The sequence below is a fragment of the Sphingobium sp. KKT206 genome (assembly GCF_055640555.1).
Map to the genome: position 1 here is coordinate 885,031 of NZ_CM145765.1, position 18,688 is coordinate 903,718.

19 protein-coding genes are annotated in these 18,688 nt (G+C 63.3%); 7 read left to right on the top strand and 12 right to left on the bottom strand.

All coding sequences use genetic code 11. The features are described from left to right. Window positions 1-53 precede the first annotated feature (53 nt). The 9 genes from kduD to ACZ2HM_RS22190 all read right to left on the bottom strand — a co-directional run bounded on the left by kduD (window position 54) and on the right by ACZ2HM_RS22190 (window position 8,132). The gene (gene kduD / locus ACZ2HM_RS22150) at window positions 54-809 is read right to left on the bottom strand and encodes a 2-dehydro-3-deoxy-D-gluconate 5-dehydrogenase KduD (RefSeq protein ID WP_470427049.1); all 756 of its coding nucleotides are present in this window, start codon (window positions 807-809) and stop codon (window positions 54-56) included. Between the two features lie 114 nt (window positions 810-923). Beyond that, window positions 924-1,763: a 5-dehydro-4-deoxy-D-glucuronate isomerase gene (gene kduI, locus ACZ2HM_RS22155; protein WP_470427050.1), complete on the bottom strand. Its 840-nt coding sequence runs from the start codon at window positions 1,761-1,763 to the stop codon at window positions 924-926. Window positions 1,764-1,863: 100 nt separating this feature from the next. Next, entirely contained in the window at window positions 1,864-2,472 is a 609-nt protein-coding gene (locus ACZ2HM_RS22160; RefSeq protein ID WP_470427051.1) for a LutC/YkgG family protein, read from the bottom strand. Continuing rightward, on the bottom strand, window positions 2,469-3,863 hold the full coding sequence (locus ACZ2HM_RS22165; protein ID WP_470427052.1) for a lactate utilization protein B: 1,395 nt from the start codon (window positions 3,861-3,863) through the stop codon (window positions 2,469-2,471). Before ACZ2HM_RS22165 ends, ACZ2HM_RS22160 begins: the two co-directional genes overlap by 4 nt. Next, entirely contained in the window at window positions 3,860-4,621 is a 762-nt protein-coding gene (locus ACZ2HM_RS22170) for a (Fe-S)-binding protein (RefSeq protein ID WP_470427053.1), read from the bottom strand. The genes ACZ2HM_RS22165 and ACZ2HM_RS22170 overlap by 4 nt, the downstream gene beginning before the upstream one ends. After that, a complete protein-coding gene (locus ACZ2HM_RS22175; protein ID WP_470427054.1) occupies window positions 4,618-5,586 on the bottom strand; it encodes an alpha/beta hydrolase in 969 nt (322 codons plus the stop codon). The genes ACZ2HM_RS22170 and ACZ2HM_RS22175 overlap by 4 nt, the downstream gene beginning before the upstream one ends. Next, window positions 5,583-6,374, bottom strand: coding sequence for a rhamnogalacturonan acetylesterase (locus ACZ2HM_RS22180; protein ID WP_470427334.1), 792 nt, complete (start codon window positions 6,372-6,374; stop codon window positions 5,583-5,585). Before ACZ2HM_RS22180 ends, ACZ2HM_RS22175 begins: the two co-directional genes overlap by 4 nt. Window positions 6,375-6,516: 142 nt before the next feature. After that, on the bottom strand, window positions 6,517-7,281 hold the full coding sequence (locus ACZ2HM_RS22185) for an SDR family NAD(P)-dependent oxidoreductase (RefSeq protein WP_037475237.1): 765 nt from the start codon (window positions 7,279-7,281) through the stop codon (window positions 6,517-6,519). A 23-nt stretch (window positions 7,282-7,304) separates the two neighbouring features. After that, a complete protein-coding gene (locus ACZ2HM_RS22190; RefSeq protein WP_470427055.1) occupies window positions 7,305-8,132 on the bottom strand; it encodes an IclR family transcriptional regulator in 828 nt (275 codons plus the stop codon). 191 nt (window positions 8,133-8,323) lie between these two features. On the opposite strand from ACZ2HM_RS22190, the gene rhmD reads away from it, so the two are divergent. The 7 genes from rhmD to ACZ2HM_RS22225 all read left to right on the top strand — a co-directional run bounded on the left by rhmD (window position 8,324) and on the right by ACZ2HM_RS22225 (window position 14,998). After that, window positions 8,324-9,508 carry an L-rhamnonate dehydratase gene (gene rhmD, locus ACZ2HM_RS22195; RefSeq protein WP_470427335.1) on the top strand — a complete coding sequence of 395 codons (1,185 nt, stop codon included), beginning with the start codon at window positions 8,324-8,326 and terminating at the stop codon, window positions 9,506-9,508. A gap of 18 nt (window positions 9,509-9,526) precedes the next feature. Continuing rightward, the gene (locus ACZ2HM_RS22200) at window positions 9,527-10,384 is read left to right on the top strand and encodes a 2,4-didehydro-3-deoxy-L-rhamnonate hydrolase (protein ID WP_470427056.1); all 858 of its coding nucleotides are present in this window, start codon (window positions 9,527-9,529) and stop codon (window positions 10,382-10,384) included. After that, a complete protein-coding gene (locus tag ACZ2HM_RS22205) occupies window positions 10,381-11,130 on the top strand; it encodes an SDR family NAD(P)-dependent oxidoreductase (RefSeq protein WP_470427057.1) in 750 nt (249 codons plus the stop codon). Before ACZ2HM_RS22200 ends, ACZ2HM_RS22205 begins: the two co-directional genes overlap by 4 nt. Before the next feature lie 62 nt (window positions 11,131-11,192). After that, window positions 11,193-12,095, top strand: a complete 903-nt coding sequence (locus ACZ2HM_RS22210; protein WP_470427058.1) for an amidohydrolase family protein — start codon at window positions 11,193-11,195, stop codon at window positions 12,093-12,095. Further along, entirely contained in the window at window positions 12,092-13,156 is a 1,065-nt protein-coding gene (gene rhaT, locus ACZ2HM_RS22215; RefSeq protein WP_470427059.1) for an L-rhamnose/proton symporter RhaT, read from the top strand. The genes ACZ2HM_RS22210 and rhaT overlap by 4 nt, the downstream gene beginning before the upstream one ends. Next, a complete protein-coding gene (locus ACZ2HM_RS22220) occupies window positions 13,156-14,193 on the top strand; it encodes a glycoside hydrolase family 43 protein (RefSeq protein ID WP_470427060.1) in 1,038 nt (345 codons plus the stop codon). Before rhaT ends, ACZ2HM_RS22220 begins: the two co-directional genes overlap by 1 nt. Further along, window positions 14,180-14,998, top strand: a complete 819-nt coding sequence (locus tag ACZ2HM_RS22225; protein WP_470427061.1) for an alpha/beta hydrolase — start codon at window positions 14,180-14,182, stop codon at window positions 14,996-14,998. The genes ACZ2HM_RS22220 and ACZ2HM_RS22225 overlap by 14 nt, the downstream gene beginning before the upstream one ends. Before the next feature lie 7 nt (window positions 14,999-15,005). On the opposite strand, the gene ACZ2HM_RS22230 is transcribed toward ACZ2HM_RS22225, so the two are convergent. Genes ACZ2HM_RS22230 through ACZ2HM_RS22240 form a run of 3 tightly spaced genes read right to left on the bottom strand, consistent with a single transcriptional unit; the run spans window position 15,006 to window position 18,662 of the window. Further along, entirely contained in the window at window positions 15,006-15,968 is a 963-nt protein-coding gene (locus tag ACZ2HM_RS22230; protein WP_470427062.1) for a glycoside hydrolase family 43, read from the bottom strand. Further along, window positions 15,965-17,146 carry an SGNH/GDSL hydrolase family protein gene (locus ACZ2HM_RS22235; RefSeq protein ID WP_470427063.1) on the bottom strand — a complete coding sequence of 394 codons (1,182 nt, stop codon included), beginning with the start codon at window positions 17,144-17,146 and terminating at the stop codon, window positions 15,965-15,967. The genes ACZ2HM_RS22230 and ACZ2HM_RS22235 overlap by 4 nt, the downstream gene beginning before the upstream one ends. Before the next feature lie 13 nt (window positions 17,147-17,159). Beyond that, window positions 17,160-18,662, bottom strand: coding sequence for an MFS transporter (locus ACZ2HM_RS22240; protein WP_470427064.1), 1,503 nt, complete (start codon window positions 18,660-18,662; stop codon window positions 17,160-17,162). Between the last annotated feature and the right edge of the window lie 26 nt (window positions 18,663-18,688).

Below are 18,688 nucleotides of genomic sequence, written 5' to 3' on the forward strand. Positions count from 1 at the left end.
CGTCCGTTCGCCCTGAGCCTGTCGAAGGGCGTTGCTTCGCGCAGGTCAGGCGATCAGCGTGCGAGCCAGCCGCCATCGACTGCAAGCGTATGCCCGTGGATATAACCCGCCGCGCTCGACGCGAGGAACACGGCCGCGCCGCCAATGTCGCTGGCTTCACCCCAGCGGCCTGCCGGGATGCGTTCCTGGATCTGTCGGTTGCGGGTCTCGTCGGCCTGCAGCGCGACAGTGTTGTTCGTGGCGATATAGCCTGGCGCGATGGCGTTGACGTTGACGCCCTTGGCCGCCCATTCGTTGGCCAGCAGCTTGGTCAGGCCAGCAACGCCACTCTTGGACGCGGTATAGCTCGGCACGCGGATGCCGCCCTGGAAGGACAAGAGCGAAGCGATGTTGATGATCTTGCCTGCGCCTTGGCCGATCATATGGCGACCCGCCGCCTGACACAGGAAGAACAGCACCTTGAGATTGGTGTCGATCACGGCGTCCCAATCCGCCTCGGTAAAGTCGACGCTGTCGGCACGGCGGATGATCCCGGCATTGTTGACGAGGATGTGCAGCCCGCCGAGCTTTTCCAGCGTCTCGTCCACCACGCGCTGGACCGGCTCTATGGTCGAGAGATCGGCGGAGATGATCTCCGCCTTACGCCCAAGCGCGCGGACCTTGTCGACGGTTTCCTGCGCCGGGGTGCGGCCGACCGCGGCAATGTCCGCACCGGCCGCAGCCAGCGACAGGGCGATGGCCTGGCCAATGCCGGTATTCGCGCCGGTGACGATGGCCACCTGGCCGCTGAGATCAAAGGGGTTGGTCATGGACTTTTACTCCACGTCATCCCCGCGCAGGCGGGGATCCATCTCCCAAGCGTCGTTGCGGCTGCAAGGTTGGGAGATGGGTTCCCGTTTTCGCGGGAATGACGACAATAGGGTTCAGGCGAGCTGGCAGATATCCAGCACATTCATGTCGGTATAATCCTGGTTTTCACCCGCCATCGCCCAGATGAAGGCATAGGCCTTGGTACCCGACCCCATATGCACCGACCAGGGTGGCGAGATCACCGCTTCCTCATTGGCTATGACGATATGCCGCATCGCATCGCCTTCGCCCATATAGTGGAAAACGCGATCCGACGGCCCATCCAGCTCGAAGTAGAAATAAATCTCGCTGCGGCGCTCATGGATATGCGGGGGCATGGTGTTCCACACCGAACCCGGCTTGAGCACAGTCAGCCCCATGACCAGCTGCGCGCTGTCGCAAATGCCGGGGATGACGAGCTGAAAGATGGTGCGCTCGTTGGATTCTTCGAGGGAGCCGCGTCCGAGCGCATTGGCATCGGCGATGCCGAGCTTGCGGGTGGTGAACCCCTTATGCGCCGGGCAGGAGGCGAGATAGAAGCGCGCGCCTGCGCCGGCGAACTGCACATCCTTCGCGCCCATGGTGACATAGAGGCAATCCTTGTTGCCCAGCGTGAAGCGCTCGCCATCGACGGTAACGGTGCCTTCGACGTTCGAGACGTTCACCACCGCCATTTCGCGCCGTTCGAGGAAGGGATGCCCTGCCGCCGAAGCAGGCTCGGTCTGCGCCGGCAGCGCGACCGGCGCATCAACCACGGCAACGCCGCCGATCACGAAGCGGTCGGCATGGGTATAGTTCAGCACGCACTCGCCATCGCGGAACAGCCCGCCGATCAGATAGCGATCGCGCAATTCCTCGTTCGACACGCATTCCATCATGTCGGGGTGCGTCGCGTAATAGGTCTTGTCGAACATCGGCTATCTCCTGAATGACTTTGCCAAGCCTTATAGCGTCCAGTACCACGAAGGAAAGTATTTATCCCTTAATGTGGAATGATGAACCGATATGCGGTCATCATTCTTGAAGCAGAATGACATGCAGGAAGCGCGGGCCGTGCGCGCCGCGCACATAGGTGCCCTCGATATCCGTCGTACCGGATACGCCGGTGATCCAGTAATGGGCGCGCGGTTGCGGACCCGGCAGGGGCGCGTCCTCCAGATGAGCGGCGATGTCGCGGCTTGCCAACAACACGATATGATGCAGCGTCAGGAAATTGGGCAGCATCGGCGCGATCGGACTGGTTTCGAAGATCAGCGATCCGGTTTCCGCGATGCCCTTGCGTGCAATGGCAAGGGTGGCGCCTTCGTCGGGGGCGGCATCGGCGTGCAGGGTGAAGGCGGACCAGTCGCACACCGTCAGGCGCGGATCGGGCGGGCAACAAAGGGTCAAGGGTTCCTGCTGTCCAGTCAGGTAGCGTGCGATGGCAGCGGGCAGGTCTGCCAGGCTGGCGATACGGTCATGGCTGGCATTGACGCTGGGCAAAGCGAGACGGGCGAGAAATTCGGCTTCAAGCGCCGAGGCGTCCACCGCCGGACGTTCGGGGGCGTCGAGCAGGGATACGGCTTCTGAAGCGATCGGCTTCGGACCTTCCAGACGGGCGAGGATGGCGTTGCGGGCGCTCATTTACGCTGCTCCTGCTGATATTGCGCCATGAAGCTGCGGGCGGCGGGTTTGGGCAGGTCGCGATGCTTGGTCCAGCCGCTCGCCAGCGGCAGGCTGGCGATCCAGCCGGTACGGCCGATCAGCCGCATCGCCCGGATCGCTGAGGCGGTGCCCAGGCGATAGAGCGCGGGACGGCGCGCAAACCAAGCCCAGACACCCAACCCCCAGCGCATTGAGGTCGGCTCCAGCCCTTCGCGCCAGCTTTTCTCGCGCCAGCCCTTGAGCAGCGTGGGGAGCGGGATCTTGACCGGGCAGACCTCCTGACATTTGCCATTCAAGGTGCAGGCATGGGCAAGGTCGCGATTGGGCGCTAAGCCGTCGAGCGCAGGCGTTAGCACCGCCCCCATCGGCCCCGGATAAGTGCCGCCATAAGCATGGCCGCCAATCTGGCGGAACACCACGCAATGGTTCATGCACGCGCCGCAGCGGATGCAGCGCAGCATCTCCGCCAGACCTTCCTCGCGCATTTTGGTGCGGCCATTGTCCACCAGCACGATGTGCATCTGCTCCGGCCCGTCGCGGTCGCCAACGCGCTTTGGACCGGTGTAAAAGGTCGTATATTGGGTCAGCGCCGCGCCAGTGGCAGACCGTGCCAGCATCCGCAGCATATGGATAGCGTGGGGCATGGACGGCACGATCTTTTCGATCCCCGCCGTCACGATATGCACGCGCGGCGGGACGAGCGAGAGTTCGGCATTGCCTTCGTTGGTGACGGTGCAGACCGCGCCGCTATCTGCGATCAGGAAGTTCGCACCCGATATCCCGACATCCGCGCCCAGCATCGCCCCGCGCAGTTCGCGCCGGGCGCTCTGGGCCATGGCGGCGATCGTTTCTTCCTCATGCGGATTGGCATGTTTCGCGCGGAACAAGGCGGACACCTGTTCGCGCGTCTTGTGCATCGCGGGCCAGATGATGTGGGACGGCCGTTCGTCGGCCAATTGGATGATATGTTCGGCAAGGTCCGTCTCGACCCGGACAATACCCGCCTCCTCCAGCGCATGGGGCAAGCCGATTTCCTCGCCTAGCATGGATTTGGAGCGGGCGACCGTCTGTGCCCCCGCCGCCTTGCAGATGTCGATGACGATCCGGCAGGCTTCGTCTGCCGTCTGTGCCCAATGGACCTGCGCCCCCGACGCTATGGCGCTGGCTTCGAATTGTTCGAGATAGGCGCCAAGATGCGCGATCACATGATCCTTGATCGCAGCCGCGCGTGTCCGCGCAGCTTCGAAATCGGGGAAAGCATCGACAGCTATTGCGCGCTTGGCCTCCGCCGTGCCAGCCGTGCGCTCGACCGCGATCTTAAGGATCGGATCCGCCAGCGCCGCGTCGGCGCGATCCGTAAAGCCGCTCATGCCTCTTCGCCGATCGCCGGGCCGTCGCCCATGCCCGCAATCAGTTCGATCGCGTGGAAGGCGCGGACCTTGGAGCCATTACGGTGGAGCTTGCCCGCCATGTTCATCAGGCAGCCAAGGTCGCCCGCCAGCAGCAGGTCTGCGCCGGTCGCGTCAATCGCATCGGTTTTCTCGCCGACGATGGCGTTGGAGATGGCGGGATATTTGACGCAGAAAGTGCCGCCAAAACCGCAGCAGGTTTCCGCGCCCGGCAGCGGCGTCATCGACAGGCCATCAACGGCTTTGAGCAGGCGGCGGGGCTGCGCCTTGATCCCCAGTTCGCGAAGCCCCGAACAACTATCATGATAGGTTGCTGTGGCGGTGGCGGGCAGGGCGACGCCCTCCGGTTTCCAGCCGCAGACCTCATCCAGATAGGCCATCACCTCGAAGGTCTTGGCGGCGACGGCCTGCGCGCGCAATTGCCACGCCGCGTCATCGTCGAACAGTTCGGGATAGTGGCAGCGGATCGTCCCGGCGCAAGAGCCGGAGGGAACGACAACCGCCTCATAAGGTTCGAGCGCTTCGATCGTCTGCTCGGCCAGCGCCACGGCATGCGCGCGGTCGCCGCTGTTGAGCGCAGGCTGGCCGCAACAGGTCTGCCCCTGCGGCACCACGACGGTACAGCCCGCCGCTTCGAGCGCACGGATCGCGGCGAAGCCAATGCGCGGACGCATGACATCGACCAAGCAGGTGACGAACAGGGCGACATGTGCGCTCATAGGCCGTGGCGTCTCGCGAAATTCAGGAACAGGTCTGGCCAGGGCGCTGGTGCTGCCGGCGAGGCGACAAGGCCAAAGCCATGGCCGCCATTCTCGAACAAATGGCACTCCGCCGCTATGCCTTTGGCGCGCAACGCAGCCAGCATGGCCAGGCTGTTTTCAGGCGGCACCGCCTTGTCGTCCAACGCATGGGCGAGGAAGACGGGCGGGGTCTCTGCACTCACGTCATGGTCGAGCGAATAGGCGCGCTTCCGTTCCGCCGTTGGATCAGGGCCAAGCAATTGCGCGCGCGATCCGGTATGGACGAACGCGCTCTCCATCTGGATCACCGGATACATATAGGCGGCAATTGCGGCCCTTATCGGTTCGCGGTCGGCGGCATCGACCGGCGTATAGCTTTCCTGGGGCGTGCGACTGGTCAGCCAGGCCGCTAGATGCCCCCCCGCCGAAAAGCCCATCACACCGATCCGGTTCGCGTCGAACTTCTCCCGCGGGGCCAATGCGCGGATCAGGCGCAGGGCGCGCTGGGCATCCTGCAACGGTGCCTCTGCGCCTGCCGCCCAGCCATCGGCGGGCAGGCGGTAGAGCAGCGAGAAACAGACATAGCCCGCCTCCGCGAACCGGCGGGCGATATTATAGCCTTCATGGCCGATCGCCACGCGGCTATAGCCCCCGCCGGGGATGAGCAGGATCGCCGCGCCATTGGGCTTGGCGGGGCGCAGCAAGGTGAGTGTCGGGGTCACCACATGCGCGAACACGCCGTCATCCGGGCCGCTATCGGGCCGACGGAGGCTTTCGACCTCCTGCACCGTGACCCGTTCGCCACCCGGCGCTTTGCCGGGCCAGATCGGAAACCGTTCGAACCCCTGGGGCAGAGGGAAGCTCTGCGCCATAGCAGGCGTTGCTAGCGTGGCGGAGGCGAGGGTTCCGGCAAGGAGGGTGCGGCGGTCGATCGGCGGTGTCATTGGCAATCCGTCCTTCCAAGCGGGGTGGTTCGAGTCACGGCCGGGCGCGGCGCCTCGATTTTCTCGGAAATGGGAAGGGCAAGTGATTTCAGACCCTCGGCAACCAGATCGGCCACCTGCCGCGCGCCCAATTCGCTAAAATGGGTATTGTCGCTGATGCCTTTGGGGAAAGCGGCCACATTGTCCTGCGCGCTATAATGGAGATAGAGCGCTTTCGACCCCTTCGGCCCGGCGCGATCGAGCCATGCCCGTGAGCGGGCCTCCAAGTCGATCAATGGCGTGCCGGTCTTGATCGCCAGATCGCGCATCGCGCCCGACCATGCAGCAAAATCCGCGACGGCGCGGCCTTCCGGCCCGAAATTGCGCCGCGTAACAGGGGTGACGAGGACGGGCACGCCGCCCGCCATCCGCACGTCACGAATGAAGCGCAGTAGATTATCACGATAGTCGGTCTGCGCCGGTGCCCAGCGCTCCGGCTTCGCCCGCGTCGCATCATTATGGCCGAACTGGATCAGCACCGTGTCGCCGGGCAGGATATCGGCACGCAGCCGGTCCCAGCGCCCCTCCGCCAAAAAGCTGCGGGTCGAGCGGCCGCCCATGGCATGGTTGAGAATGCGGACATTGGGCGCCACGGCGCAACGCAGCATCGTGCCCCATCCCGTCTGTGGATACCGCGCCGGGGCGTAGTCAGCCGCGGTGGAATCCCCCGCGATCAGGATGGTGTTGCCAGGACGGGTGGCGTTTGCGGGGGCGGTGAGGATGACGCCTAACAGGACAATCTGCACCATCCTTACAGCATGACCAGCGAGCTTACGCATTCTGCTCTCCCCCCGTTCGGGCTGAGCTTGTCGAAGCCCAGATTTCGCCAAGCGAGAAAGAAAGCCCTTCGACCGGCTCAGGGCGAACGGAGGTGAGGGGGAGCATCACGGTTTACTGCAAATTCACATACATGCCGCCATCCACCAGCAGCGCCGCGCCGGTGACATAGGCGGCCATGTCCGACGCCAGGAACACGATCGGACCCGCCAGATCTTCCGGCGCGCCCAGCCGCCCCAGCGGCGTGCGCTGCTCCATATATGTCCGCTTTTCGACGTCGGCCAGGTCATCCTTGTTGATCTCGGTCAGGATGGTGCCGGGCAGCACGCTGTTGCAGCGAATGCCATGTTTGCCGAGCGCAATGGCGGTGGACTGCATCAGCGAATGAACGCCCGCCTTGGTCGGCGTATAATGGGTCTGAAACTCACCGCCCACAAGCGCGGAGATGGAGGAAACGGCGACGATCGAGCCGCCATGGCCCTGTTTCACCATCTGCTGCGCGGCGGCCTGCACCATGAAATAGGCGCCATGCAGGTTCACCTTGAAGGTGCGCTCGACCACGTCCACTGGCATGTCGAGAAAGGCGTGGAAGGGGCAGATGCCCGCATTGCTGACCATCACATCGACCTTGCCGAAGGCGTCAACCGCTTTTGCCACGAAATCCTGTGCGGTCTGCGGATCAGCGACGTCGCCCTTCACCGCGATGGCACGCTGGCCCAGTGCCTCGATCTCGGCGACACAACTCGCGGCAGGCCCATCGCTATTGGCATAGTTGATCGCGACATCGGCACCATGTTGCGCGGCGCCAATGGCGGCGGCGCGGCCGATGCCGGTCGATGCGCCGGTGACGAGGACGGTCTTGCCTTCAAGCAGTTTCATGAAATCGGGCCTTCCTTGGCTGGTTACCGCCGTGCAGGGCGGTTGGGTGGTTTGACGCCGGGGGTCCAACCCAGATCGGCGCTGATGGCGTGAGCCGCGGCGCGGACATCGGCGCTCAGCGCCTGCATCCGCTCGTCGTCCATATATTGCGCTGCGCTCGACAGGCTGATGGCGGCCACGATCGCCCCTGCGGCATCGCGCACGGGGGCTGCGACGCAGCGTATCTGGTCCTCATTTTCTTCGAGGTCGAACGTGCGCCCCTGCGCGACATAGGCGCGCATACGGTCGAACCAGAGGGCCGCATCGGCATCATGGGTGCCATCTTCGCGCTCGGCGTCGAACAGCCGGGTCCAGACCGTTTCGCCGTCGTCCAACAGCAGCGCCTTGCCAAGCCCGGTCGAGGTCAAAGGATGACGATCGCCGATGCGGCTGGATATTTCGACGCGGCGACGCCCCGCTATCTTGTCGAGATAGAGCGCCTGATCGCCATCGAGCCGACCTAGATGCACCGTATCTTCGCTGGCGGCAGCCAGGGCTTCGAGATGCGGGCGGGCGATCTGCACCACATCGGCCTGCGCTTGCGCCAGGAAACCGAGTTGCAGCAGTTTCGGCCCCAACTGATAGCCTTCGCGCGGCAGGAAGGTAAGGAATCCCCGTTCCACCATCGCATTGGCGAGGCGGTGGGTGGTCGATCGGGTGAGACCCATGCGTTCGGACAGGTCGGCGAGCTTTACCGGCCCGTCGATCACCTGGTCGAGCAGGTCCAGCCCACGCTGCAAGGTCTGCGACCCGGCGGCTTTCGACTTTTCCTCTCGTTCACCCGATTCTGGATTTGACGTTTTCTGTCTCATCTAATAACACTCTATCCCACAAAATGAGAAAAACAAGGGCGAAGGCGAGGACCAAGCGTGATTCTTTCGAACATGTCCCCGTGCCTGCTGTCCGACCTTTATCGCCATTTTGCTCAGATTTTGGAAGTTTCTGCCGCCTTGTCCCATATATTGGACGTCGGCATGGTTCAGGGAGTGTGTGCGTGCCGATCGTGACCTTGCCGAAAATCAAGCATGTCCGGGCCTTCACCGTGCGCGGTGGCGGTGCCGACTATCATGACCAGGGCGAAGGCCACTGGATCGACGACCATATTGCGACGCCGATGTCGCGCTATCCCGAATATCGCCAGTCGCGCCAGAGCTTCGGCATCAACGTACTGGGCACTTTGGTCGTTGAGATCGAGGCGGAAGATGGCACGATCGGCTTTGCCGTGACGACAGGTGGTGAGCCCGCCGCGTTCATCGTTGAAAAGCATCTGGCCCGTTTTCTGGAAGGCCGTTCGCCCACCGATTATGAAAAAATCTGGGACCAGATGTATTTCTCGACCCAATATTATGGGCGCAAAGGTCTGGTCGTGAACGCGATTTCCGGTGTCGACCTGGCGCTGTGGGATTTGCTGGGCAAGTTGCGGCAAGAGCCAGTCTATCACATGCTGGGCGGGGCGGTGCGCGATGAACTGCAATTCTACGCCACCGGCGCGCGGCCCGATGTCGCCAAGGAACTGGGCTTCATCGGCGGCAAGATGCCGCTGCACCATGGTCCGGCCGAGGGTATTGAAGGCCTGAAAAAGAATATCGCCGAACTCGCCGACATGCGGGAGAAATGCGGTCCCGACTTCTGGCTGATGTGGGATTGCTGGATGGCGCTCGACGTCGATTACGCCACGCGCCTCGCCATCGCTGCGCATGACCATGACCTCAAATGGATCGAGGAAGCGATCAGCCCCGACGATTATTGGGGCTATCAACAACTCAAGCGCAACGTGCCCAAGGGGATGCTGGTGACGACCGGCGAGCATGAGGCGACCCGCTGGGGCTTCCGCATGTTGCTGGAGATGGACTGCTGCGACATCATCCAGCCCGATGTCGGCTGGTGCGGCGGCGTGACCGAATTGCTCAAGATCAGCGCGCTGGCCGATGCCCATGGCAAGATGGTCGTGCCGCACGGCTCCTCGGTCTACAGCTATCATTTCGTCATCACCCGCCACAATTCGCCCTTCGCCGAATTCCTGATGATGCATCCAGGACCAACCGAAGTGGTGCCGATGTTCCATCCGCAATTGATCGGCGAACCCGTGCCCGAAAATGGTCAGCTCAAGGCCAGCGCGCTCGACGCGCCCGGCTTTGGCGTCGAACTGAACCGCGATATCGCGATGCACCGCCCCTATACTCATTAAGCAAGAAGCGAGATTGCCATGAAATTCTGCCGTTTTGGCCCGCGTGGCCAGGAAAAGCCCGGTATCGTCGATGCCGATGGCCATATCCGCGACTTGTCGGGCGTGGTCACCGAGCTGACGATCGAGACGCTGGCCGCCGCCAAGGCCGCTGACATCGCGTCGCTGCCGATCGTCGAGGGGACTCCGCGCTATGGCGTGCCATTGAAGGGCGTGGGCAAGATCGTCGCCATCGGCCTCAATTATGAGGATCATGCGATCGAATCCAACCTGCCGATCCCCACCGAACCGATGATGTTCATGAAGGCGCTGTCATCGCTCAATGGTCCCAATGACGAGGTTATGCTGCCCAAGGGCGCAACCCATGGCGACTGGGAAGTCGAACTGGGCGTCATCATCGGCGAAACCTGCCGCTTCGTGAGCGAAGAAGAGGCGCTGTCGAAGGTCGCGGGCTACACGCTGGTCAACGACGTGTCGGAACGCTTTAACCAGAAGCAGCGCGGTACCCAGTGGAGCAAGGGCAAGGGGCATGATACTTTCTGCCCGACCGGCCCCTGGCTGGTGACGCCCGATGAAGTGGGCGATCCCCAGGATCTGGACATGTATCTGGACCTGAACGGCGACCGGATGCAGACCGGCAATACCCGCACGATGATCTTCAACGTGGCACAGCTCATCTCTTATGTCAGCGAATATATCACGCTGTATCCTGGCGACCTGATGATCACCGGTACGCCGCCCGGCGTGGGCGAGGGAAAGAAGCCGACCGCCATTTACCTCAACGCCGGTGACGTGATGGAACTGGGCATCGCCAAGCTGGGCACCCAGACGCAGAATGTCGTCGAATGGCGGCATCTGGGCGACGAGGTGCTCGGATGAGCGTCTTTGCTGGTCGTTATGAAGGACGCTGCGCCATCGTCACCGGCGGCGCGTCGGGCTTGGGCAAACAGGTCGCCGCGCGGATCGTGGCCGAAGGCGGTAAGGTTGCCTTGTGGGACGTGAACGCCGATGCGCTGGCGGAAACCAAAGCAGAAATCGACGCGACCCATGTGGTCGCGCTCGACGTCTCGGATCAGGCGGCAGTGGAGGCGGCAGCCAAGTCCAGCGCGGAAGCACTGGGCAAAGTCGACGTGCTGGTTTGCTCTGCGGGCATTACCGGCGCGACCGCGACCCTATGGGACTATCCGCTCGACAGCTGGCGCAGCGTGATCGACATTAACTTGAACGGCCTCTTTTACTGCAACCGCGCGGTGGTGCCGTTCATGCTCGAAAATGACTATGGTCGCATCGTCAACTTGGCCTCCGTCGCAGGCAAGGAGGGCAATCCCAATGCCTCCGCTTACTCCGCAAGCAAGGCTGCCGTGATCGGCTTGACCAAGAGCCTGGGCAAGGAACTGGCGGGCAAGGGCGTGATTGCCAATGCCTTGACCCCCGCCACTTTTGAAAGTCCGATTCTCGCACAGCTGCCCCAGAGCCAGGTCGATTATATGCGCTCCAAAATCCCGATGGGGCGCTTGGGCGAAGTCAGCGAGTCCGCTGCCATGGTTTGCTTCATGGCCAGCGAGGAATGCAGCTTTACCACCGCGTCGACCTTCGACACGTCGGGCGGTCGCACCACTTTCTGACACAAGTCGCGCGGCGCGACTGGCCGATAAGAGCCAGCGCGCCGCCGAGGGAGAGGACGGCCATGATCCCCTTTGTCGATGCGCACATCCATTTATGGGATCTGGCGCATATCCGCTACGACTGGCTCAGCCCACCCTTCGCCGAGGATGGGCCGAACGGCAGCGTCGAACCGATCGCGCATGATTATGGCATCGCGGAATATCGCGCAGACCTCGCACGCTGGAATGTCGTTGGCGCCGTGCATGTCGATGCGGGTGCGGCGGCGGACAGCGCTCTGCGGGAAACCCAATGGCTAGATGGCCTTGCTGCGATCGAGGGGCTGCCCACGGGCATCGTCGCCTTCGCCGCGCTCAACGGCCCGCACGTCGATGCACTATTGTCCGCGCAAGCCGCGCACAGCCGCGTCAAGGGCATCCGCCATATCGTCAACTGGCACCCCGATCCTCGGCGCAGCTACACGTCCACCGACCTGACCGTCGATCTGCAATGGCAGACGGGCTATGGCTTACTGGCAAAGCACAAGCTCTCCTTCGACCTGCAATGCTATCCGGGTCAGATGCCGGGACTTGTCCCGCTGATCGAGCGCCACCCCGACATCCCCGTCATCATCAACCATCTCGGCATGCCGGTGCTGACCGACGCGGACGGTGTCGGCGATTGGCGGCGGGGCATGCAGGCGCTCGCAGCGCTACCCCATGTCTGCGTCAAGCTGTCGGGCTTGGGCTTCATCCGTCGCGACTGGAGCCGCGAGACGATCGCGCCCTTCATCCGCGAAACGATCGACCTGTTCGGTGTCGATCGTTGCATGTTCGCGAGCGACACGCCGACCGACAAGCTGTTTGGCCCAATCGACCGCTATATGGAGGCCTATCACGCCATCGTCGCGGATTTGCCCGAAGCCGACCGCCGCGCCCTGTTCGGCGGCAACGCCAATCGCCTCTATCGCCTGGGACTTGATATATGATCGGCAATCCTCTTCTCGGCGTCTTGTTCCACTGGCTGGGGGGCCTTGCCTCGGCCAGCTTCTATGTCCCCTATCGCGGTGTGAAGCGCTGGAATTGGGAGATTTTCTGGCTGACCGGCGGCATCTTCTCCTGGGTCATCGCACCCTGGTTCTTCGCGTCGGTCCAGACCAACGATCTGATGGGCGTGATGGCGCAGGTGCCGGGCTCGGTCGTCGGTTGGTGCATATTTTTCGGCTTCCTATGGGGCTTTGGCGGCCTGACCTACGGCCTCACCATGCGCTATCTCGGCCTTTCGCTCGGCATGGCGGTGGTGCTGGGCCTTTGCACCGTGTTCGGCACGCTGATCCCGCCGATCGTCGATGGCAGCTTCATGACGGAGATCGCAGGCACGCTGCATGGGCAGATCGTGCTGCTGGGGCTTGCCGTGACCGTGCTGGGCATCATCGTCGTCGCCATGGCCGGCGCGCGCAAGGATGCGGCGCTCTCGCCTGAACAAAAGGCCGCCGCCGTTGCCGAGTTCGACTTCAAGAAGGGTATCGCCGTCGCCATCTTTTCCGGCATCATGTCCTCCTGCTTCGCCTTTGGCCTTGCGGCGGGCGAACCGGTCAAGGCGCTGTCTGCTGCCGCTGGAACAGGACCATTGTGGACTGGCCTGCCGACGCTGTGCATCGTCATGTTCGGTGGCCTCATCACCAACGCCGTCTGGTGCGGGTGGCTGATCGTGAAAAACAAGTCTGCGGGCCAGTGGCTCGGCGCACCCGACGCAGATGGCAAGCGCCCGGCGCTGCTGCCCAATGTCCTGCTCTGCGCACTGGCGGGCACGGCCTGGTATTTCCAATTCTTCTTCTACACCATGGGCGAAAGCCAGATGGGTCGCTTCGGTTTTTCCAGCTGGACCCTGCACATGGCGTCGATCATCATCTTCGGCACCTGCTGGGGCTTTGCCTTTCGCGAGTGGAAAGACGCAGCCCCCGCCGTTCGCCGCATGGTGTGGAGCGGCGTGGGCCTGCTGGTCTTCGCGACGCTGATCATCGGCTATGGCAACCGGATGGCGGGCTGATGCGGGGCTTGCTTGCCCTGTTGCTGTTGGTGTTCGCTGCTCCCCTGGCGGCACAAGCGCCGCTGCTGACATCCCATCTGCGTATCCATGATCCATGGGTGGTCGCGGATACCGACAGCCAGACCTATTGGCTGTTCAGCCGCAACGATCCCGCCGTCACCGGCGACAAACGGCTGGGTATCATGGCTTATGTCAGCCGCGACCTTGCCCATTGGGAAAAGCCGCGCATCGTCTTCACCTTGCCGGACGGGACATGGGCGAATGAGGGAGCCTGGGCACCCGAAGTTCATCGCTGGAAGGGGCGCTGGCATCTGCTGGCGACCTTCCATAACGAAGCTGCCGCCATCCAGGCAAAGGCCAAGCGCCCGACCTATCGGCGCACCACCTTGCTGGCGGTATCCGACCGGCTCGACGGTCCCTTTGCCCTGGTGCGCGGCGGCGATCCGATCGCCCCGGCCGATGCCATGACGCTCGATGGCACGCTGCATATTGATGCAGCGGGCAAGCCCTGGCTCGTCTATGCCCATGAATGGATGCAGGTCGGCACCGGCACGATCGATGCGATGCCGCTCAAGGATGACCTGTCGGCAGCCGGGCTGCCGCGCTTGCTATTCCGCGCCGATGAGGCTGACTGGGTAGTCGGACAGAAGCAGCCGGAAGGCGACATCGTCCATGTCACCGACGGCCCCGAACTGTTCCGCACAGCGAACGGTACGCTGCTAATGCTCTGGTCGAGCTATGGCAGGGATGGCTATGTCCAGGCGCTGGCCCGCTCGACATCCGGCACGGTAACTGGCCCATGGGAGCAATTAGGGCCATTGGTCGAGCGCGACAGCGGGCATGGCATGCTCTTCCGCGCATTCGATGGGCGGCTGATGATGGTCGTGCATCGCCCCTTCAAGCGCGCCTTGGCCAAATTTTACGAAATGCGCGACACTGGCGATCGCGTGGCGGTAGTGCGCGAGGCGGTGGAACTGGATGGGGAAGCCTATCCCACCCATGGTTGCCCGATGGGAGCGCAAGATGCTGGGTGCTGATCAGGTCTGGCCGCTGCATGGCGCAGCAACAGGCGCCTTCACGCTGGAGGACAACACCGCTCCGCCAGAGCAAGCCGTGGTCACGGCAGTCGAACGCCCCGTCCTGCTAGGCTATGCGCCCTATCGTCCCAATGGCCGAGCGATGCTGGTGCTGGGCGGGGGCGGCTATGTCGCGCTGATGGCGGGGCGGGAAGGGGTGCAGGTCGCGCGCTGGCTCAATCGGCTGGGCTATTATGTCTTCTTGTTGATCCATCGTTTTCCCGATGCGAACAATGGCCCGTCCGCCCCGCTCGACGACGCACATGCGGCGATGGCGCTGGCCCGCGCCAGCGGGCTTGCAAGCGAAGGGCTGGGTGTCATGGGCCTGTCGTCGGGCGGCCATCTCACTGCCTGCCTTGTCGCCGACTATCCGGCGAAATGGGGCAAAGCCGCTCCACAGCGGCCGGATGCTCTGGTCATCGGCTATGCTCCCATCTCGACCAATGCAATGGGCCGAACGGTCGTCGCCGATAAACCGCCATTGTCGCCGGTCGAAAAGCGGGCGCTCTACGATGCGCTGCAGCCCGACGCCCAACTGCTGCCCGAACCACCGCCGACCTTCATCGTCTATGCCGGCAATGACCCGGTGGTCCCGGTGGAGAATGCCCATCGCCTACATGCGGCATTGCGGGACGCTGGAGGATCAGCCGAACTCCATATCTTTGCCGATGCGCCGCACGGCTTTGCGCTCGACACGGCGGACATGCCGGTGTCGATCTGGCCAACGCTATGCGAAGCTTGGCTACGGCAGGTCGGGTTCCTGTAACGGCCGATCAGGGTTTCAGCGCGACCGAAACCGGCGCATTGCGATCGACCGAAATAATCCCATCGCGTTCGACCAGCTCCGCGATCTGGAGGACGCTGCGGCGCTTCCAGTCGGCGTTGTCCACGGCTTCCGCTTCGCCATCCTGATGAACGAAATAGAGGATATAGGCGCGGTCGCCCGCGACGATGATGTCGGGGTGCTGGCCCTTGGCGCGGTCGGTGGGATGGGTGCCGGGAACGCCAAGGATATGGCCCTCCTGCCGCGTCCATGTTTCCGCATCGTCGGACCGCATGACCAACAACCCTTTCCACGCGTCGGAGATCAGCCACCAACGCCCCTTCCAGCGGAATGCCTTGGGGCCTTCGCCGGGCGTGTCGGTCAGGCGCTTACCAACCGTCCAGTGGACCAGGTCTTTGCTGTCCGCCGTGCGGATCGCCTTATTCTCGCGTTCATCATTGAAGAAGAGACGATAGCCGCCGTCAGGCAGCGTTATGACGCTGGCATCAATCACCCGGTCGGAGCCAAGATCGAGCCGCTCGCCGCATTTCCATGTCGCTAAGTCGGGGCTGGTCAGGTGGACGATGAAGCGCGGCGCATTCCAGTCGCGAAACACACCCGGCACGACGGTCAGCCACATATGCCATTGCCCGTCGAGAAACTGGACTTCGGGTGCCCAAAGCGTCTCGCCGGTGCAGCTTTCGGGGATGGCGACCGTCCCGCTGTAACGCCAATGGGCGCCATCCTTCGACCGGGCGGTGCCGATCGCGGTGCCATGGACCCACCGCACGTCCTTAGCGTCTTCCATGGGCAGGTCGGCGCGGCGGTTGGTATAGAACATCACCCATTCGCCGCTGTCCCGGTCATAGACGGTCGAAGCATCGGCTGCCCCATCATGCACGGGGTCGCGATAGAGCGGCTTGGGCGCAATCGGTGCGCTGGCAGCCGCGAGCAGAAGCGCCGCAGCGATCATCGAAACAGGCGCAGATCGAACGCAGCCGCCATCGCCGCAAATCCCGCATCATTGGGGTGCAGCGCGTCGCCCACATCATAGGGTTTCGCTATCCGCGCCGGATCGGCGGGGTCGGCGATCGCCTTGGCGAGATCGACCATGCCATCGGCTTCGTCGGTCGTGCGGATCCACTCATTGACGGCGATGCGAACAGCCTCGCCCTCTGCGCTCCAATAGCCCGCACCCTCATAGGGCAGGATGGTGGCGAGGATGACCTTGACCCCATTGCCCCGCGCCCGCGCGATCATCTGACGATAGGCGCCGATCAGGTCATCGGCGCTCGGCAAGGGGCGGTTCTGTGCTGTCGCCGCGCCGATATCATTGACCCCTTCCAATATCACCACATGGCTGACGCCCGGCACCGCCAGCACATCGCTGTCGAAGCGCGCGAGCGCATTATAGCCCTCGCCTTCGGACAAGAGGCGGTTGGCGCTGATCCCGGCATTGGCGATCGCGACATTCCTCCGCCCCGCCTTCTGGAAGCGTTCGGCCAGCAGGTCGGGCCAGCGCCGGTTGCTGTCATTTGTCGCGCGCACGCCGTCGGTGATGGAATCGCCCAGCGTGACGATGGTGGGGGCGGGCCGGGCGGTTTCCACTTCCACGGCGGACAGGATCAGGCGCGGCCCGATGGTCGTCGCCCCGGTCAGGTTGATGGCGGTGGTCTGGTCGCCTGGCGCGATCCAATTGGTGGCGGCGGCATAGGCATGGACGGTGGGCGTGGCTGCGCCCTGCGGCAGATGGATGCTGATCGTCAGCCGGGTCAGCGGCTTGACCGGCAGGTCGATTGGATCGCTCAGCAGCGGCGCGCGCGGGGAAAGCGTTACCCCCTGCACGCCGTTGAACGCGACGACGCGGTCGGTGCCCGGCAGGGTCGCGCCATCTTCCCCGGCGAGCGCGACATGGACTGCGCCGATCGTCAGCGGCGCAACCGCCATTTCGTTGGACAGGCGCAGCCGGATGCGCACCCCGCCACTGGACAGGCGAACGACCTGCCGCACCGTACGGTCGGTCAGGTCCGGGCGCTTGTCGGCGGGAGCGGTCCAGACGAGCGGCGCAGCCATCCAGCTGCGCGACCAGTGCTGGGCCGCAGCGGGCGTGGCTAAGAAGGCAAGAGCGGCAAGAAATAGCACGGGGCGCATGATCGATCCTTTGTCAGCGGGCGACCGGGTTTCTGCCCCATAGCTGATCATAGCGCCAGCCCGACAGATCCTCGACGATCCGGCCCGCCTCCGGGCTGGTAGGCGTCTGTGCGCCACCCCGTAGATGCTCGATCTCGGCCATCAGCACATCATGCGTGGCGGGGCTGAGGCGGAAGCGGGTGGACACGAGGATACCAAAGCCCAGCATCCCCACCGTGCCGATCCCCAGCAACAGGGCGATCGTCAGGATGGCATCATAGCTTTGCACTGGCGCACCGGACACGAAGCCACCCGCCTGCATGATGAACCCCACGCCCGCGACAGCCGCGGCCTGCGTCGCCTTGCGCACGAAGGTCATGACACCGGCAAAGCTGCCTTCACGCCGCTGGCCGGTGACGATCTCGTCCACGTCGGCCATATAATTATAGGTCGCCCAGGGGATATAGTTGAGCGCGCCACGACCCAGGCCCGCCAGGATGATCGGTAACCAGATCATCGGGCTGCTCGCCGGAATGTCCAGCACCCAAAGGCCGATGAGCGTCAGCGCACCCGCCGCGAAGCTGGCCGCCGCAATCTGATAGGCGCGCGACGGCGACGCCCGCAGCGCCAGGTTGATCGCGATGATGACCGCCACGAACTGCACGATATACATGGTGCCAAGCAGCCCCGATGCGATCGCCATCGACCCCGTCAGTGCAAAGATGACGAAGAAGGTGAAGGCCGCGTTGAAAATATCCTGACTGATATAGCCGCCCAGATACATACCCAGATGGAGCCGGAACGCCCGAATACGCATGGTGGAAAAAAGGTTGCGATACAGCGCCTTGAACGCCTGCCCCATGCCAGCGGTCGGCGCAGCCTGCGTCAGCTCCACGCCGCCTGGCATATGCCGTTCCCAACTGAACAGATACAGCAGCCCGGCCGTCAGCATGAAGAGCGCGGCGAAAATGATACCCATATAGAAAAACGTGTCGGCACTGTCGCGGCCCAGCGTCGTGATCAGCCACAGCGGCAGGAAGCCCGCCAAAATGGCCGACGCCTGCCCGAACAGGATGCGCGCGCCTGCGAACTTCGCCTTGGTCTTATAATCGCTCGACATTTCGGCAGCCAATGTCTCGAACGGGATGATCTCCATCGCATAGACGAGTTCAAACAGCACATAGCTGACAAGATAATACCAGAAGGTCTGGCCCGGCAGCCACATCAGCGCGAAGCTGGGCAATAGCGGGATCGCCGCCAGGATGAAAAAGCGCCGACGCCCGAAACGCTGGCCGAACCGAGTGCTGCCGAAATGGTCTGAAATATAGCCGATCATCGGCGAAGCAACGGCGTCCAGGATACGCGCGACCGCAAAAATCGTCGCCGCCTGTCCGGCGGAAAGCCCGCAAAACTGGGTGTAGAAGATCAATACCCAACCGGAAATGACCGCCATCGACCCTGCGCCCAACACGTCATTGGACCCATAAGCGAGATAATTGCGCAGGCGAACGGGGCGAATGGGTGCTCGGTTGGGCATGTTCGGCTCCTCCGCCTTATTATCAT

Excerpts from the sequence above, each read along its gene's own strand:
- kduD (WP_470427049.1), bottom strand. The coding sequence starts at position 809 with ATGACCAACCCCTTTGATCTCAGCGGCCAGGTGGCCATCGTCACCGGC.
- kduI (WP_470427050.1), bottom strand. The coding sequence starts at position 1,763 with ATGTTCGACAAGACCTATTACGCGACGCACCCCGACATGATGGAATGC.
- ACZ2HM_RS22160 (WP_470427051.1), bottom strand. The coding sequence starts at position 2,472 with ATGAGCGCCCGCAACGCCATCCTCGCCCGTCTGGAAGGTCCGAAGCCG.
- ACZ2HM_RS22165 (WP_470427052.1), bottom strand. The coding sequence starts at position 3,863 with ATGAGCGGCTTTACGGATCGCGCCGACGCGGCGCTGGCGGATCCGATC.
- ACZ2HM_RS22170 (WP_470427053.1), bottom strand. The coding sequence starts at position 4,621 with ATGAGCGCACATGTCGCCCTGTTCGTCACCTGCTTGGTCGATGTCATG.
- ACZ2HM_RS22175 (WP_470427054.1), bottom strand. The coding sequence starts at position 5,586 with ATGACACCGCCGATCGACCGCCGCACCCTCCTTGCCGGAACCCTCGCC.
- ACZ2HM_RS22180 (WP_470427334.1), bottom strand. The coding sequence starts at position 6,374 with ATGGTGCAGATTGTCCTGTTAGGCGTCATCCTCACCGCCCCCGCAAAC.
- ACZ2HM_RS22185 (WP_037475237.1), bottom strand. The coding sequence starts at position 7,281 with ATGAAACTGCTTGAAGGCAAGACCGTCCTCGTCACCGGCGCATCGACC.
- ACZ2HM_RS22190 (WP_470427055.1), bottom strand. The coding sequence starts at position 8,132 with ATGAGACAGAAAACGTCAAATCCAGAATCGGGTGAACGAGAGGAAAAG.
- ACZ2HM_RS22200 (WP_470427056.1), top strand. The coding sequence starts at position 9,527 with ATGAAATTCTGCCGTTTTGGCCCGCGTGGCCAGGAAAAGCCCGGTATC.
- ACZ2HM_RS22205 (WP_470427057.1), top strand. The coding sequence starts at position 10,381 with ATGAGCGTCTTTGCTGGTCGTTATGAAGGACGCTGCGCCATCGTCACC.
- ACZ2HM_RS22210 (WP_470427058.1), top strand. The coding sequence starts at position 11,193 with ATGATCCCCTTTGTCGATGCGCACATCCATTTATGGGATCTGGCGCAT.
- rhaT (WP_470427059.1), top strand. The coding sequence starts at position 12,092 with ATGATCGGCAATCCTCTTCTCGGCGTCTTGTTCCACTGGCTGGGGGGC.
- ACZ2HM_RS22220 (WP_470427060.1), top strand. The coding sequence starts at position 13,156 with ATGCGGGGCTTGCTTGCCCTGTTGCTGTTGGTGTTCGCTGCTCCCCTG.
- ACZ2HM_RS22225 (WP_470427061.1), top strand. The coding sequence starts at position 14,180 with ATGCTGGGTGCTGATCAGGTCTGGCCGCTGCATGGCGCAGCAACAGGC.
- ACZ2HM_RS22230 (WP_470427062.1), bottom strand. The coding sequence starts at position 15,968 with ATGATCGCTGCGGCGCTTCTGCTCGCGGCTGCCAGCGCACCGATTGCG.
- ACZ2HM_RS22235 (WP_470427063.1), bottom strand. The coding sequence starts at position 17,146 with ATGCGCCCCGTGCTATTTCTTGCCGCTCTTGCCTTCTTAGCCACGCCC.
- ACZ2HM_RS22240 (WP_470427064.1), bottom strand. The coding sequence starts at position 18,662 with ATGCCCAACCGAGCACCCATTCGCCCCGTTCGCCTGCGCAATTATCTC.